This window comes from Agarivorans sp. D1326, from assembly GCF_056958115.1.
In genome coordinates this window covers 152,714-168,965 of record NZ_JBTWEN010000005.1, presented here as the reverse complement: position 1 = coordinate 168,965, position 16,252 = coordinate 152,714, and the positions used below count along the sequence as shown (strand labels likewise).

15 protein-coding genes are annotated in these 16,252 nt (G+C 45.6%); 12 read left to right on the top strand and 3 right to left on the bottom strand.

All coding sequences use genetic code 11. The features are described from left to right. Positions 1-8 precede the first annotated feature (8 nt). Complete coding sequence (locus ACYFDN_RS11605) at positions 9-632, top strand: DUF1349 domain-containing protein (RefSeq protein WP_483511227.1); 624 nt, start codon at positions 9-11, stop codon at positions 630-632. 56 nt (positions 633-688) lie between these two features. Here the strand turns inward: ACYFDN_RS11605 and ACYFDN_RS11600 are convergent, their stop codons facing one another. After that, the gene (locus tag ACYFDN_RS11600) at positions 689-1,702 is read right to left on the bottom strand and encodes a LacI family DNA-binding transcriptional regulator (RefSeq protein ID WP_483511226.1); all 1,014 of its coding nucleotides are present in this window, start codon (positions 1,700-1,702) and stop codon (positions 689-691) included. A gap of 249 nt (positions 1,703-1,951) precedes the next feature. On the opposite strand from ACYFDN_RS11600, the gene ACYFDN_RS11595 reads away from it, so the two are divergent. The 4 genes from ACYFDN_RS11595 (at position 1,952) to ACYFDN_RS11580 (ending at position 5,630) form a co-directional block, all read left to right on the top strand. Then, entirely contained in the window at positions 1,952-3,298 is a 1,347-nt protein-coding gene (locus tag ACYFDN_RS11595; protein ID WP_152783206.1) for a class II 3-deoxy-7-phosphoheptulonate synthase, read from the top strand. Between the two features lie 125 nt (positions 3,299-3,423). Continuing rightward, complete coding sequence (locus ACYFDN_RS11590) at positions 3,424-4,317, top strand: DMT family transporter (RefSeq protein ID WP_406609722.1); 894 nt, start codon at positions 3,424-3,426, stop codon at positions 4,315-4,317. 192 nt (positions 4,318-4,509) lie between these two features. Then, entirely contained in the window at positions 4,510-5,040 is a 531-nt protein-coding gene (locus tag ACYFDN_RS11585; protein WP_483511225.1) for a hypothetical protein, read from the top strand. A 44-nt stretch (positions 5,041-5,084) separates the two neighbouring features. Further along, positions 5,085-5,630 carry a hypothetical protein gene (locus ACYFDN_RS11580; protein ID WP_483511224.1) on the top strand — a complete coding sequence of 182 codons (546 nt, stop codon included), beginning with the start codon at positions 5,085-5,087 and terminating at the stop codon, positions 5,628-5,630. On the opposite strand, the gene ACYFDN_RS11575 is transcribed toward ACYFDN_RS11580, so the two are convergent. After that, entirely contained in the window at positions 5,627-6,238 is a 612-nt protein-coding gene (locus tag ACYFDN_RS11575) for a LysE/ArgO family amino acid transporter (RefSeq protein ID WP_483511222.1), read from the bottom strand. The two genes, ACYFDN_RS11580 and ACYFDN_RS11575, sit on opposite strands and share 4 nt — an antisense overlap. A 91-nt stretch (positions 6,239-6,329) precedes the next feature. On the opposite strand from ACYFDN_RS11575, the gene ACYFDN_RS11570 reads away from it, so the two are divergent. The 7 genes from ACYFDN_RS11570 to ACYFDN_RS11540 all read left to right on the top strand — a co-directional run bounded on the left by ACYFDN_RS11570 (position 6,330) and on the right by ACYFDN_RS11540 (position 14,430). Next, positions 6,330-7,232, top strand: a complete 903-nt coding sequence (locus tag ACYFDN_RS11570; RefSeq protein WP_483511221.1) for a LysR family transcriptional regulator ArgP — start codon at positions 6,330-6,332, stop codon at positions 7,230-7,232. A 35-nt stretch (positions 7,233-7,267) separates the two neighbouring features. Beyond that, a complete protein-coding gene (locus ACYFDN_RS11565; protein WP_483511220.1) occupies positions 7,268-8,413 on the top strand; it encodes a glycerate kinase in 1,146 nt (381 codons plus the stop codon). Positions 8,414-8,464: 51 nt separating this feature from the next. Then, positions 8,465-10,429: a DNA topoisomerase III gene (locus tag ACYFDN_RS11560; protein WP_483511218.1), complete on the top strand. Its 1,965-nt coding sequence runs from the start codon at positions 8,465-8,467 to the stop codon at positions 10,427-10,429. 461 nt (positions 10,430-10,890) lie between these two features. After that, entirely contained in the window at positions 10,891-11,022 is a 132-nt protein-coding gene (locus ACYFDN_RS11555) for a hypothetical protein (protein WP_472589368.1), read from the top strand. Positions 11,023-11,548: 526 nt separating this feature from the next. Then, entirely contained in the window at positions 11,549-12,535 is a 987-nt protein-coding gene (locus ACYFDN_RS11550; RefSeq protein ID WP_221075067.1) for a TRAP transporter substrate-binding protein, read from the top strand. Positions 12,536-12,607: 72 nt separating this feature from the next. Continuing rightward, positions 12,608-13,126: a TRAP transporter small permease gene (locus tag ACYFDN_RS11545; protein ID WP_016402346.1), complete on the top strand. Its 519-nt coding sequence runs from the start codon at positions 12,608-12,610 to the stop codon at positions 13,124-13,126. Between the two features lie 20 nt (positions 13,127-13,146). Then, positions 13,147-14,430: a TRAP transporter large permease gene (locus ACYFDN_RS11540; protein WP_016402345.1), complete on the top strand. Its 1,284-nt coding sequence runs from the start codon at positions 13,147-13,149 to the stop codon at positions 14,428-14,430. A gap of 68 nt (positions 14,431-14,498) precedes the next feature. Here ACYFDN_RS11540 and ACYFDN_RS11535 read toward each other — a convergent pair whose 3' ends face one another. Then, positions 14,499-16,064, bottom strand: a complete 1,566-nt coding sequence (locus ACYFDN_RS11535) for an AbgT family transporter (protein WP_016402344.1) — start codon at positions 16,062-16,064, stop codon at positions 14,499-14,501. Between the last annotated feature and the right edge of the window lie 188 nt (positions 16,065-16,252).

Below are 16,252 nucleotides of genomic sequence, written 5' to 3'. Positions count from 1 at the left end.
GTGAAATGATGAAAGACTTTTCACAGGGGCAATGGATTAACCGCCCTAAGCAATTTGTTTTAGATGAAACCCAGTTAGTGATCGAAACCGAAGCCAATACCGACTTCTGGCAGCGCTCTTATTATGGTTTTCGTAATGACAATGCGCCGGCACTATTGATTGAGCGAGCAGACAACTTTAGCCTGAGCGTGAAAGTAAGCTTTAATTACCAAGCTCAGTTTGACCAAGCTGGGGTGATTATTTACCTAAATGACGAAAACTGGTTTAAAGCTTCTATTGAGTATGAAACAGCTAACTTATCGCGGCTGGGATCGGTGGTCACTAACTTAGGTTATTCCGATTGGGCCACGACAGACATCGCTACTCCACAACACATTTGGTATCGCTTAAGCCGTCGTGGACCAGACTTTTTAATTGAGTACGCTAAAGACGGAGTTAACTATCAGCAAATGCGGATTTTTCATTTGCATCAACTTGGGGCTACCTCAGCGGAGCAAAGCGATCCGCCGGCTGCTGCAACTTGTTCGGTCAAGTTTGGTTTGTATGCTTGTAGCCCGTTAAATTCATCGTTTAAGGCTAAATTTGAACAACTTAGTTTGGGCGCGTGTATATGGCGAGCACACAAAACGTAGCCGCCGTTTGCCAATGAAACAGCCTTAGTTAAGCGCTAAGGCCTTCGCTAAAGACCTTAAGATTTTACTGGCGCTGTGCTTTGGCGTTGTACCAAGTGAGTTGGCAATAACACTTGTGCTTGCTCGGGTGCTTGCTCTTTCATTTGTTGCATCAATAAACTTACCGATTTCTCGCCCAGTTCTAGGCAGTCTTGCGCAACAGTGGTAAGCGGCGGGTTGTAAAACTCACTGTCTTCGTGGTTATCAAAGCCCACTACTGATATGTCTTCTGGTACTTTAATGTGGCGCTCGTTTAGGGCGCGTAACACACCTAAGCACATCTCATCATTAGCCACCAGTAACGCTGTGAAATCGTGGCCAGCATCTAGCAAATCTATCGTAGCTTGATAACCGCTACGAGCATTCCATTTACCATGAATGGTGTGTACCGGTTTAAGCCCGCCATTTTCTAAGGTGTTTAACCAACCTGTTTCACGCCAATGAGCCACACAGGTGTCTTCTGCACCGTTAATTAGGGCGATCTTAGTATGGCCTAAATCGATAAGGTGCTGCGCAGCGAGGCTAGCCCCGCCAACTTGATCATGAGATACCTGCAAGGCTTCGCTGGTATTATCAAAGTCGATGAAGATGCAAGGGGGCAAATTGCCGCGTTCTAGAATCTGTTTGATCATCGTGTGGGTCACCGAGGTATTGATGATCAAACCATCAACCTGTTGACCAAGCAGTTCGTCGATAGCTTGGTTGCAAGCATCTGGATTTAGCTCATTCATGGTTGAGATTGATAAGGTGAAACCTTGCTTCGCTGCCTCTTTACGAATACCTTCCGCAATTTTCGAAATAGCGTGTAAGGAGATATCAATTGAGACAAATCCTAAGGTGAGAGACTTGCGACGCGCTAATTGTTGAGCCATGCGATTTGGCAAGTAGCCAGAGTCGGCAATGGCTTTCTCAACTTTAATACGTGTCTTTTCAGCAACTTTGGGTGACTTTCTCACCACGCGAGCTACCGTTTGATGAGATACGCCTGCTACTTTGGCGACGTCTTTTAAGGTTGCTGATGCTTGTTTCATAGGTTTCATAGAAGTGGTTATCTTGTTGATCATGTTAACAAATGTGCAGTGCCCTCCCTATGGGCCAAAGCGTAGATTTGTATGAAAATGTGAGCTGTTTCAGTTGTTTTTTTTTGTTGTTATTTACGTTTTATTGTTGCGCTGAAGTAATAAAAAATTAAGCTCGCATAAAAAAACTAAAATTAGCGCTTTTCATGCGCTCTAGAATGCCTATTATGGGAGTTTTTAGAGCACTCTCGGGAACGCAACATGACGCAATGGACACCCTCAAGCTGGAGAGACAAACCAGTAAAACAATTACCTACTTACCCTGATCAAGAAAAGCTTCAACAAACCGAGAAGTATTTGGCTGATCAGCCGCCGCTAGTTTTTGCTGGTGAAGCACGCGCTTTACGTGAAGACTTAGCCAAAGTAGCCAAGGGTGAAGCATTTTTACTACAAGGTGGTGATTGTGCTGAGAGTTTTGATGAGTTCCGTACCAGTCATATTCGCGATACCTTTAAAGCGCTAATGCAAATGGCAGTGGTGTTAACCTTTGGTGGTCAAAAACCAGTGGTTAAAATTGGCCGTATTGCTGGCCAGTTTGCTAAGCCGCGTAGTGAAGACATGGAAACCATTAATGGTGAAAGCTGGCCTTCTTACCGTGGTGACATCATCAACGCCATCGACTTTAACGAGAAAAGTCGTGTGCCTGATCCGCAGCGTATGATCGAAGCTTACAACCAATCAACTTCAACCTTGAACTTGCTACGTGCCTTTGCTCAAGGTGGTTTAGCCGATTTAAACCAAGTACATAAATGGAACTTGGACTTCATTAAGAAAAGCCCACTAGGTGAGCGTTACGAAGCATTAGCTGGCAGCATTGAAGAGTCACTGGCCTTTATGAGCGCCTGTGGTATTAACCCAGCTACCGCGCCTCAGTTGCGTGAAACCAACTTGTACACTTCACACGAAGCTTTGTTGCTTCCTTACGAGCAAGCTTTAACACGTTGTGACAGCCTTACTGGTAAGTGGTACGACTGTTCGGCACACATGTTATGGATTGGCGATCGTACTCGTCAAATCGACCATGCTCATATCGAGTTCTTACGTGGCGTAGAAAATGCGATAGGCCTAAAAGCTGGTCCTACTACTGATCCAGAAGAGCTATTACGCATTATCGATATTATTAACCCGAACAACGAAGCGGGTCGTTTGAACTTAATCGTACGTATGGGCGCAGATAAAGTGGCAGACCACTTACCTGCGTTAATTCAAGCGGTTGAGCGCGAAGGTAAAAACGTGGTGTGGAGCTCAGATCCAATGCACGGCAATACCATTAAAGCGCCAAATGGTTACAAAACGCGCCGCGTAGATGACGTACTACGTGAAGTTCAGCAGTTCTTCCAAATTCATAAAGCCGAAGGCACTTACGCGGGTGGTGTTCACTTTGAAATGACTGGCCGTAACGTGACCGAATGTGTCGGTGGTGCTTTCCAGATCACTGAACATGATTTAGCCCAGCGTTACCACACCTACTGTGACCCACGCTTAAATGCAGACCAAGCTTTAGAGTTGGCATTCTTAATTGCTGACCATATTAAAGCCGCTCGCTAAGCTGTTTGCTTACTTGCTAAAAGCCACCCTTAGGTGGCTTTTTTTTGTTGTGAGCAATTATCGGGTCGCTTGTTATTTTAGTTTGTTGCACACTGCATTTTTGATTTAAGGATTAGGGAAGCTAAATGGAACTAGCCAGTGTTATTCGCTTGTTGTTGCTCTCGGCGATTTGGGGAAGTTCGTTTTTGTTTATGCGCATTGCTGCGCCAGTGCTTGGCCCCGCCATGCTGATTGAGTTGCGGGTGGGTTTTGCGGCATTGTTTCTATTGGTTGTGGGCTATTTCTTAAAAAAGAAACTGCAGCTTATGCAGCACTGGCGTCACTACTTCATCTTGGGCTTTTTCAACTCCGCCCTGCCATTTTTATTGCTGGCCTATGCAGCGCAAACTTTGTCGGCATCTTTGCTGTCTATTCTTAATGCCACCGCGCCAATATGGGGGGCGATAATTTCTGCCTTATGGCTGCGCCAAGCGTTACCAGTGAAAAAGGTCTGTGGCTTACTGATTGGTGTAGTGGGCGTGGCTATTTTAGTGGGTTTTGATAATGCCAGCCTAGAGCCTGGCGCTAGATTGGCTATTGCTGCGTCTATTGGCGCTGCCGTGTGTTATGGCATTGCCAGTAGTTATGCACACTCGGCTAAATCGGTTGAGCCTTTTGCTAATGCGCATGGTGGCATGTGGGCGTCAACAATTTTAGTATTGCCCACCTTGTTGTTTTTTCCGGTCGTTGAAACGCCAAGCAGCTCTTTGTTGTTGTCGGTAGTGTTTTTAGGCGTGGTGTGTAGCGGAGTGGCTTACTTGCTCTACTATCGTCTAATTAGTGATGTTGGTGCGTCGTCGGCGTTAACGGTTACTTTCTTAATTCCTATTTTTGGCATTTTCTGGGGCAGTGTGTTTTTGCAAGAAAGCATTGGCTGGAGCACAGTAGTTGGCACCATGGTTATCCTGCTGGGGACCGCTTTAGTCACCGGCTTTTCACCTCGACAAGTGTTTGCCGCGCGTAAATCAAAATTGCGCTAAGCAACAGACCCTAGTAATAAATCAAAGCCCTAACCATACTTAAGCTCAAGGGACGATAAGAAATGCAAACCGCTTAAAGCAGGTCTTAGTTGATAGGTTCAAAACAACAAGGCCGCTAAGCAACTAAGCGGGCAGCTAGCAGAGGTGCTTGTTGTATCTTAGCTTGAGCTTTTAGTGGCGAAGGGAAGGGTTATGGCTTGGTCAATCACACGTACGCAAGTGTTGGTTTCTATTGGATTGCTATTCAATGTAGTGGCTGCGCTAATGACCAATTTTTATATCGACCGAGTCAGCCAAGACGCCCACAAATTGGTACAGCAACAAACCGCCAACGATAACCTAATTAGACAAACTTGGTTGCAAATAGATGCCTTAGAACGCAAACGAGAGCTTATTTTAAGCTTACTCACCAGTGCTGCTCACAATCAGCAAACCATTCCGTCCCAAGTTCAAGCTTTGCTGCAAAACGATTTAAAATATTGGTTAGATATGGCGTCGTTGCCTCCTCTTGATCTAGAGAATCTTCCACTCTTAGATGACCAGATCGCTAAAGCCCAAGATCAACAACGTAATCGAATTGATAATTGGTATTTGCAAAATCTCGATTTGATGGATGATTACACCGAGCAAATGGGCTGGATCTCTAGCCTACGTAACTTAGCTTTGTTTCTGCAAATTATTGGCTTGGCGCTGATTTTAGCCAGAGACTTAAGTAGGCATTGATACCAATCACACTAACTCGTTAATAGCAGTAAAGGAGTGACGCCATGGCCGATGTAGGGCATCAAGAACAGCTAGATACTATCGATAAAATTAGCGTGAGCCTCTATCGTGTTGGTTGGTTATTACTGTGTTTTAGTTTTGCTGCTGCAGCCTATAAAGCCTTGCTGCTTGGTGTGATGTGGCAGCCCTTGTGGTTATTGGCTGCAGCCATTGCATTACAAGCCTTTAATTTACACTTATATAGCAAAGCTATTCGTCATTTAGTGCAAGGGGCTGCGTGGCTGGGGCTATGGTTAGCAATGGCATTTTACCTGTGGCATTGGCCGGTGCTTTCTCATGCCGCGCTGGCTTGTTTCTACTTGGTAGTAGGTGCCTTGGCATTTAAGGAGAGCTTTTGTTTTCAATTAGGCTGGCTACGTTGGTTAGGCGTCTTGTTAATTGTTGACTACCTATTGCGTTTTAGCCCTTGGTTAAGCTTGCGTGGTTTGTTGTTATTGAGTATTGCAGCGTTGGCCATTTATATTGCTTACCAGAAGTGTCGCCAGCCAATGCACTACGACATTGGCAAGCGGGAGAACTATCAAATTTAGCCAAATACAAACTTGAGCAAGTAAATGGCTAAACCAAACATCATTAAACCAATTAAGCTGTCGATAACTTGCTGGGCACGCGGCTTGGCTAACCAAGGGGCTAATTTAGCTCCTAATAGCGCTAATCCAAAGAACCACAAAAATGAAGCACTCACTCCGCCGGCAACAAACATCGGTCGCTGTTCCACGTTAATGTTAGCGGCAAATCCACCCAAGATTACGATTGTATCGATGTAGACGTGGGGGTTTAAAAAGGTAAAGGCGCAGCAGGCCAGAATAATTGCTTTTACTTCATGTTTAGCTTCACCTTGCTCCAAGCTGCTTTCACCTCGCCAAGCGCGTTGTAAACACTGAAAGCCATACATCATCATAAAGCCAGCGCCTAGTATGCTAATGGTGTACAACAACCAAGGGTAGGCGCTAAACAGTTTGGCGCCGCCCCACACCCCTAAACACATGAAAAACACATCGGCTAATGAGCAAAAGCTTGCCACTAACAAGTGATGGCGACGGCGAATGCCTTGGTTTAATACAAACGCATTTTGCATGCCGATGGGCATGATCAGAGTTGCCATTAAGCTAAGGCCGGTGAAGTAAGTCGCAATCATTAGTTAAGCTCGTCAAAAACAATGGCAGGACTATAACCATAAGATCTGCTTTAATATATCTAATAATTTTAATGCTAGATAAGTTTTACTAATGAAGTTGAGTGATATTGATTATAAGTTGTTAAAAGCCTTGGACTCGGTGTTAAGTGAGCAGAGTTTTGAACGAGCCGCTCAACGTTTGCATCTTACTCAGTCGGCCATTTCTCAGCGGATTAAAGCGCTAGAGAGCCAAGTGGGCCAACCGTTGTTAATTCGCTCTCAGCCGCTAATGCCTACAGAGCTAGGCCAGCAATTGCTAGGGCATTATCAGCGCGTGGTACAGCTAGAAACCGAGCTAGTTAACCAGCTTAATGTAGATGAAACTCGGGTGCAGGCCTTGCCCTTAGCAGTTAATGCCGACAGCCTTGCTAGCTGGCTAATTCCGGCACTTACACCTACCCTGCAACAGCAACGAGTAGAGATGAATTTATACGTTGAAGATGAATCGCGCACTTGGCAACGTATGCGCAGTGGTGAGGTGTTGGCCTGTGTCACTAGTCATGCAACACCTGTTGCTGGCAGTGATAGTCATTTCTTGGGCTATATGGAATATTTGTGTGTGGCTACGCCTGATTTTGTGCGGCGATTTTTTCCAAAGGGAGTGAACAGAGACAGTTTAAGCCATGCGCCAGGCATGTCGTTTGACCAGCACGATGATATGCATATTCAATTTTTGTTAGAGCATTTTTCTTTAAGCCCAGGGCAGTACCCTTGCCATACAGTACGCTCTTCTGAAGCCTTTATGGAACTGGCTTTAGCCAGTGGTGCCTATAGCCTTAACTCAAGCTTGCAAGTGGCTAAACATCTGGATGATGGAAGTTTAATTAACCTTACACCTAGCCTACAAGTTAGGGTGCCGTTGTACTGGCATCACTGGCAATTAGCAGGTAAGTTAATGAAACAACTGAGTGAGCAGATCCGCAGTTATACCCAAGATTGTCTGCCCCAGCAGTAACTTGCAGCCAGCCTATAGATTGAAAAGGAAAGCCGATGAAAATAGTAATTGCGCCCGATTCATTTAAAGAAAGTCTAAGCGCCATGGAAGCGGCCGAGATGATAGAACAAGGCTTCCAGCAAGTATTTCCCGATGCCGAATATTGCAAGGTGCCCTTGGCCGATGGTGGCGAAGGTACTGTGCAAGCCATGGTCGATGCCACCAATGGGCAAATCATGCCAGTGTTGGCCGCCGGGCCACGTGGTAATCAAGTTGAAGCTTTTTTTGGTGTATTAGGTGACAAGCAAACCGCGGTAATTGAAATGGCCGCAGCCTCAGGTTTGCACCTTGTTGAACCGGCCTTGCGAGATCCGCGTAAAACCTCTAGCTATGGAACTGGCGAGCTGATTAGCGCCGCCTTAGATGCTGGGGCAAGTAAGCTAATTATTGGTTTGGGTGGCAGTGCAACTAACGATGCTGGTGTTGGTATGTTGCAAGCCTTAGGCGCGCAGTTCTATGACAAATTCAACAAGCCCTTAAAACGTGGTGGTGCCGAGTTAATTGATTTAGAAAGCATTGATATCTCGGGCTTAGATCCTCGCTTAGCCGATGTAGACATTGAAGTAGCCTGTGATGTAGACAATCCACTGTGTGGCGAACACGGTGCTAGTGCGGTATTTGGCCCACAAAAGGGCGCAAGCCCCGAGATGATTCGCCAGCTTGATACCGCTTTAGGCCGCTTTTCTTCGGTAGTATTTAGCCAATTTGGCATTGATATTATGCATGTTGCTGGCAGTGGCGCAGCTGGTGGGATGGGCGCGGCCTTATTAGCTTTCATGCAGGCCGAATTACGCCCTGGTGTGCAAATCGTTACCGAAGCTGTGGATTTGGCGGCTAGTTTAGAAGGGGCGGATTTATTGATAACCGGTGAAGGGCGAATTGATAGCCAAACCATTGCCGGTAAAACGCCCTATGGCGCAGCGCAAATAGCCATGCAATTTGAAGTGCCGGTGATTGCCTTAGCCGGGGCGATGTTGCCTGGTTATGAAGTGGTGCATGAACACGGTATTGATGCGGTATTTTCGGTAGTGCCTGGGCCTTGCGATCTTTCTCAAGCATTAAGCGAAGCCGAGCAAAACCTATTTGTATCTGCTAAAAATGTGGCTGCTACCCTCAAACTTAGCCAACAAATGCTTGGCTAAGTGTTAAAAGTGACTACAATAACTGTATAAAATCACAGTTGTTGTAGTCCATTGCGTTTATATATTGCCGAAAAACCTAGCCTTGCCCGCGCTATCGCCGCGGTATTGCCTAAACCTCAACAAAAGCATAATGGCTATATTCAGCTGGCCAATGGCGATTGCGTAACTTGGTGCATTGGTCACTTGTTGGAGCAAGCCGAACCAGAACATTACGATGCCAAATTTAAGCAATGGCGCTTAGAACACTTACCTATTTTCCCCGACAAATGGCAATGGAAAGCCAAATCTAAAACCGCTTCGCAGCTTAAAGCGATTAAAAGCTTAGTGAAGCAAGCCAGCAGTATTGTGCATGCCGGTGACCCTGACCGTGAAGGCCAATTGCTGGTGGATTTAGTGATTGAACACAGCAAAGCCAAAGTGGCACTTAAGCAGCAATGCCAGCGCTTGTTGATTAGTGATTTAAACCCAGCGGCAGTCAGTCGCGCCTTAAAACAGCTAAAATCCAATCAAGAGTTCTCAGCACTTTCTACCTCTGCATTGGCGCGCTCTCGCGCCGATTGGTTATATGGCATTAATCTAACTCGCGCTTATACCCTAAAAGGCCAGCAGCAAGGTTACTCAGGAGTTCTGTCGGTTGGGCGAGTACAAACCCCCATTTTGGGTTTAGTGGTACGGCGTGACCAAGAGATCGCCGAATTTGTTAGTCGCCCCTATTACCAAGTAGAAGCCCATCTGCACACCGAGCAAGCAGAAGCTTTTACCGCGTTGTGGCAACCTAGTGAAGCTTGTGAACCTTATCAAGATGATGAAGGGCGGGTGCTTAGTCGGCCTCTGGCAGAGCATGTGGTTAAACGGGTGAATCAGCAAGCGGGCTTGGTGCAATCACTTAAACAGCAAGATAAACAACAAGCGCCACCGCTGCCTTACAATTTATCCAGTTTGCAAATTGATGCAGCCAAACGTTTTGCTTATAGCGCCAAACAGGTTTTGGATATATGTCAGGGTTTGTACGAACGACATAACTTAATTACTTACCCTCGCTCCGACAGCCGTTATTTACCCAAACAGCATCATGCCGAAGCCCCTAAGGTGGTAGGTGCTATTCAGGCTAATAGTCAGCACTTAGAAAAGGCCTGTGTAGACGCCGATTTAACAAAACGCAGCAAGGCTTGGAATGATGCTAAAGTTGACGCCCACCATGCGATTATTCCTACCGAAAAACGTTATGCAGTGGCGAAATTAGGTGAGGCTGAACGCAATGTGTATGAGCTGATTGCCCGCCAATATCTACTGCAGTTTTATCCGCACTACCAGTACGCCCATACCGAAGCCAATATTGTTATTGCCGATGGGCACTTTAAAGCTACGGCTAACCAGATTAAAGAGCTAGGTTGGAAGGCATTGTTTCCGCAGAAAAAGTCGGCAGAAGACATGGCTACTCTGCCACCGCTAAAGCAAGGACAAGTGGTGCAGTGTGTGGATGCTAAAGTGCTAGATAAACAAACCCAGCCTCCTAAAGCCTTTACCGATGCCACCTTGCTAGCGGCTATGACCGGCATTGCTAAATACGTGCAAGATCCCAGCTTAAAAGCGGTGTTAAAAGATACCGATGGCTTAGGCACCGAAGCTACGCGAGCGGGCATTCTTGAACTGTTATTCAAGCGTGGCTTTTTAGTGCGCCAGGCCAAACAAATTCACGCCAGTGACAGTGGCAAGGCCTTAATCAATGCGCTCCCAGCGTTGTGCACTTGGCCAGACATGACCGCCCACTGGGAAACTCAGCTTAATGCCATTAGTCAAAAAGCCCAAAGTTACCAAGGTTTTATGCAAGGCATGCAAGGCCAGCTGAGCCAATTGGTTGAACAAAGTGCCAGTGTTAACGCACAGGCTTTTGCTGGTTTGGCTAAACCTGCAGGCAAGAAGCCTTACTTTCGAAAAAAGAAGGCGAGAAAAAAAAAGTTGATAGTGGGCGACAGTTGCCGCCCACATCAAAGGTCAACTACTTCATCACTTTAACTAACACCGCTACAGCAGCAATAATTTCGGCAATATCGATAGAAAACCAAGCATAAGAAGTCATAAATTCCAACATGGGTTGATCTCGCTAACTTCCTAGGCGCCTAGGAAAATTAATTCCCAAAGTTTTACGTCCCTGGCCAAGACGCCCTTAGTTCAAGTTGTACACCTTAAACTGCAGGATTGTTCTCGAGGTACTAGCTCGATCGGCGAAATGTAGTACCTTGCTAAGCGGAGTTCGCCCCTGGCTAGTCATTAACAAGCATTTCTCACAATCGTAAGGTTATCGGACCGAATCCGGCCAAACAATTATGTAGGTTAATAGTAGCAAGGTTACAAAGCTTAAACTGTTATCGGAACGAAAAAACGTACTACTAATGCACTTAGATTACGGTTTAGAACTGCGACTTTGACAAGTAACAGAGGTAAAGGTTAATACTTCTACAAATGAAGATTTATGAGTGGAGCTACGTAATGCTGATATTGCCGGTATTGATATACGCCAGATAGATTTGTCTGGGGTAAAGATTTTTAGCTGGCAAATGGAGGCCTTAATAGAAAGCTTAGGGGTTGTGGTGTACCCCGATAACTAGCCGATTAAATTTCTTTACATCATAAAGTAATACCAATCTGTGGCGTGGCTCTTAGTTTAGCTATTACTCTTCTACTCCTTTCGTCTATTTGATGTGTTGTTCGCATTTACTTTATAAATATTTGCTATCCAGCTTGTCTAAAATCCAATCATTAGCAATATTGTATTACCAGGGTCTGTTGATCTTTGGTGTTGAAATTTTGTTCGAGATAAGCGGGCTTTAATCGCGGCGAGCACTTTGAAGCCTAGTGGGCTAAGTAAGAAGTGCTTAACAAAGAGTAAAGTTCGCTTATCCGAACCCTTGGGGCAGCATTTCTTAGCCATTTATTCAGCGTTAGCGAGTGATTATTAAGCCCACTTAACTGCACACTCACTGCCTTGCCTAAATGGCTAATAAATTGCTGCAAAAACCATCAGCAAAGATCAACAGACCCTAGTGATTGGCGTTGCCAATCTATGCGGCTCGCTCAGCTGTTCCAAGGTTTGGATTGTGCGCGCGTGAATTATGGATGATTTGGAGACGGGACATGAAACAGCGTAACAAAGCGTTACTTTCGGCTAGTTTACTAAGTTTGGCACTAGGCTTAAGTGTTAGCGCACAGGCTACAGAGTGGAAAGGCTGGAATATTCACAAGGCGGGTTACCCAAACACCGTGGGCATGGATAAATTTGCTGAGTTGGTCGAGCAGAAATCCAACGGCGATTTTAGTATTAAAATGTACCATGCTGGCGTATTAGGCAATCAACCCGACGCCATTGAACAAGTGCGCATTGGCGGCTTAGAAATTGGCAACTTTAGCCTTGGCCCTATTGGCCCGATAGTGAAAGAGGCTAATGTATTATCGCTACCTTTTGTATTTGACGATGTCGCCCATATGCACAAAGCGATGGACGGCGCAGTAGGCGATCAAATTAATGCCGCTATGGAGAAAAAAGGCTTAATTAGCTTAGCTTGGTACGACGCAGGAGCGCGCTCGTTTTATAACTCCAAAAAACCGATTACTCAACCTGCAGATATTACCGGCATGAAAGTGCGGGTGATGAACAATGATTTGTATTCTGGCATGGTGTCGGCGCTAGGTGGTAACCCTTCTCCAATTGCTTATGCAGAAGTGTATCAGTCGCTTAAAACCGGTGTTGTTGATGGTGCCGAAAATGGATGGCCTGAATATGAGTCGATGGGACATTTTGAAGTGGCCGGTTACTACTCGTTATCACAACATCTAATTATTCCCCAGTGCCTATGTGTAAATGCCAGTGCATTCCGACGTCTGCCAGAGGCGCAGCAGCAAATGTTAATAGAAGCAGCGCAAGAGTCTGCTCAAGTGCAGCGAGATTTGTGGGCGCAACGCGAAGCATTTAGCCGAGATAAGGTCGTTAAAGCCGGTGTTAAGCTAAACGAAATTAGCGAAAAAGAACCTTTCCAATTAGCGATGCAACCAGTGTATGACAAGTATTTGGGTGAGAACCCAGAGCTTAAGCCTTTGGTTATGTTGATTAAAAACACTAAGTAATCGAGTTCTCGTCGCCACCTTTAATCAATGACTTGATTAAGGGTGGTGCTTTTTTGTTATTTAGAGGTGCTTATGTTTGAGCAAGCTGATGCGCTTAAGCGCTCGCGCTACGATCGGTTTCTTGATTATTTAAGTCAGCTTAGTTTACTAGTGGCAGGGATTGCTTTAGTGGTGCTTACATTAACTTTTGGCTGGTTGGTGTTTGGCCGATATGTGCTTAACTCCACACCCACTTGGGTAGAGCAACTATCGCTGTTGCTGGTGGTGTTGATTGCATTTTTGGGAGCCTCGGTAGGTATTCATAAAAACACTCACTTGGGCGTGTCTTTTTTTTACGACCGCAGCCCCTTTTGGTTACAGCAGCTATTCCAGCTAATTTCGCAACTTTCTCTAGCCATATTTGGCTGCGTAATGATGGTAAACAGTTATCAACTAATGCTGTTTAAGTGGGGTTCTGACATCCCCTTGCTGGGTGTGCCTGAAGGGATTAGAGCAATTCCCATTATGCTATGTGGCGGCTTGGTTTTGCTTTATTCAATTGGTCATCTTATTCATTTATTTCATCGGGTAAAAGCGGCCCTTATGCGCTAGCGGTACTAAAGGATTAGGTTATGGGTTTAGTTATTTTGATGGCTGTGTTTGTAATTGGGGTGATTATTGGCACGCCAGTGGCGTTTGCTTTAGGCATTGCTGCGGTATCTGCTTTTGCTTACGAAGGATTACCGCTGCTAATTGCGTTTCAGCGTATTACTGCTGGCATTAGCGTGTTTTCTTTAATGGCTATCCCGTTTTTTATTTTTGCTGGTGAATTGATGTTTCACGGCGGTATCGCCATGCGCTTAGTGCGTTTTGCGTCGTCGGCGGTTGGAGCGGTGCGCGGCGGCTTAGGTGTAGTGAATGTTATGTCTTCGATGTTATTTGGCGGCATCTCGGGGTCGGCGGTGGCTGATATTTCTGCATTAGGCTCGATACTCATTCCAGTAATGAAGAAAAAAGGTTACGACGAAGACTATGCAGTGAATGTAACGGTAACGTCTTCGATTGCCGGCATTATGATCCCGCCTAGCCACAATATGATTTTGTATGCTGTAGCAGCCGGCGGTGGTATTTCTATTTCCCAGCTGTTTTTAGCCGGCGTGGTGCCTGGCGTATTAATGTGTGTATGTTTAGCGATTACCGCTTACATCGTTGCGGTGAAGCGCGGCTATTCAGCGGAAAAGTTCCCCGGTTTTGTGGTGTTATTTACTCACTTTGTCGTGGCCTTACCGGGTTTGCTTACCGCAGTAATTATTGTGGGCGGGGTGTTATCGGGCGTATTCACTGTGACTGAATCTGGCGCCTTTGGCACTATTTACGCGCTGGTGGTTACAGTAGTGGTTTATCGTCAACTTACCTGGGACAAGTTCAAAACGGCGGTGGTTAACTCGGTGAAAACCACCTCGATGGTGATGGTGTTAATCGCCTGCGCAGCAGCCTTTGCTTACATGCTTACTTACTTCCAAGTGCCGAGCAAAATGATTGATTTTCTTAGTGGTATTTCCGATAACCCGATTGTGATCATTTTGCTGATTAACCTGATGTTGTTGCTGTTAGGTATGGTGATGGACATGGCAGCGTTGATATTAATTTGTACGCCAATATTTTTGCCTGTGGCGCAATCATTAGGTATCGACCCTTTGCAGTTTGGCATGATTTTAATGATGAACTTAGGGCTAGGTTTATGCACGCCACCAGTAGGTGCATGTTTATTTGTTGGTTGTGCGGTGGGTAAGGTACCGATGGAATCAGCAGTAAAATCGATATGGCCGTTTTATATCGCTATTTTAGTCGCCTTAGTGCTCACTACATTTATTCCGCAAGTCTCTTTAGCCTTGCCAATGTGGTTAGCGGGGTAAGGTTATAGCAGCATAAAAAAACGCGCCTTTGGGCGCGTTTTTTAGTTTCAATAGTGAATTACATACTGCTACAGAGGAGCTGGGTATACGTAGCTTGCGCCAAGACCCAGTGGTAAACCTAGTGCCCAATAAGCCAGTAGGAATATCGTCCAGAAAATGGCCAGAGCAATAGAGTATGGCAGCATGGTAGCTACTAAAGTACCGATGCCGGTGCCTTTTACGTATTTCTGACAGTACACTACAACCAATGGGAAGTAAGGCATTAATGGAGTGATGATGTTAGAGCTAGAATCACCCACGCGGTAAGCGGCCTGCACTAAGTCTGGTGAGATGTTCATTTGCATTAGCATTGGCACTAGAACTGGCGAAATTAATGCCCATTTAGCTGATGAAGAACCCACTGCTAAGTTAATTAACACCACCAACACAATCATGCCTACAATGGTTGCTGGTGCGCCCATACCAATGGCTTGCAGGAAGTTAGCACCTTTCACCGCCATAAGTACGCCAATGTTAGATTGACCAAAAGCCCATACAAACATCGAGCAGAAGAAGGCCATAACAATGTAGTGGCCCATGGTTTCCATGGTTTTAGACATGGCTGCCACTACGTCATCAGAGTTTTTGAAGCTACCGTTTAAGTAGCCAAATACCACGCCTGGAATCACAAAGAAGATGAAGATAAGTGGCACGATGATTTGCATCATTGGTGCGCTGAAGCTCGTGAGCGAGCCGTCTGCGTCACGTAAGCTAGAACCTTCTCCCCATGCGGCTGCAACCAATAAGCCGATTAAGGCTAACATTACTAAGCTTGCTACACGAAACGCGAAGGTTTCTTGCTTGCTGGTAGAGTGCATGTCAGAAGCTACGTCTAAATCGTCGGCTATCGGGCTATTTTTTTGTAGGCGAGGCTCAACGATTTTATCGGTGATGTACCAAATGGTAGCCACAATCGGTAAACAAGAAGCAGAAGCAAAGAACCAGTTATTTAGCGGGTTAACCATCATGTCTGGGTCTGACAGTTGCGCCGAGCTTTGGGTAAAGCTTTGTAGTAAAGGGTCTAAACCAGAGGGGATAAAGTTAGCACAAAAACCGCCAGATACACCGGCAAAGGCAGCGGTGATACCTGCAATAGGGTGGCGACCCATAGCGTGGAAAATTACCCCAGCTAAAGGAATAACTACCACGTAACCTGCATCGGTAGCCACGCTAGAAATAACGCCAATCAATACTACTGCGGGAGTAATCATTTTGGCTGGCGTTACTTTTAACATCGCTTTTAAGGCTGCGTTAATGTAGCCGGAGCGCTCTGCAACACCTACACCTAATACTGCTACGAGCACTACGCCCAATGGCGCAAAACCGGTGAAGATTTTAACCATGTTGGTCATCCAAGTGGTAAGCCACTCGGCGCTAAGCAGGTTGTTAATGACGATGGTTTCGCTACTGCGAGGATCAATTTCGCTGAAACTTAGATAAGATAGGCCGGCGGAAAGCAGCCATACAAAAAACATCAATCCAAGGAATAGCATTGCTGGATCAGGCAATTTATTACCTACACGCTCAATAGTGTCTAAGAAGCGTGCGATACCGCCCTTATTTGGGGCTGGCTCACTGGTAGTGGTAGAACTCATATATACCTCTAGGTTTTTCTAAACTCTCCGGTTTAGTTAGTTTCGTTGTGATTAATCACCTAAAGTGACCAAAAAATAAACTTATCAAACCAGCATAGTGAATGAGGCTCCCCTTTGCTTTGATTTGAGTTAATAAATCCTATTTTATACAAAATTGCAGTTTAATGCTTTGTTTAACTTGTTTTTGT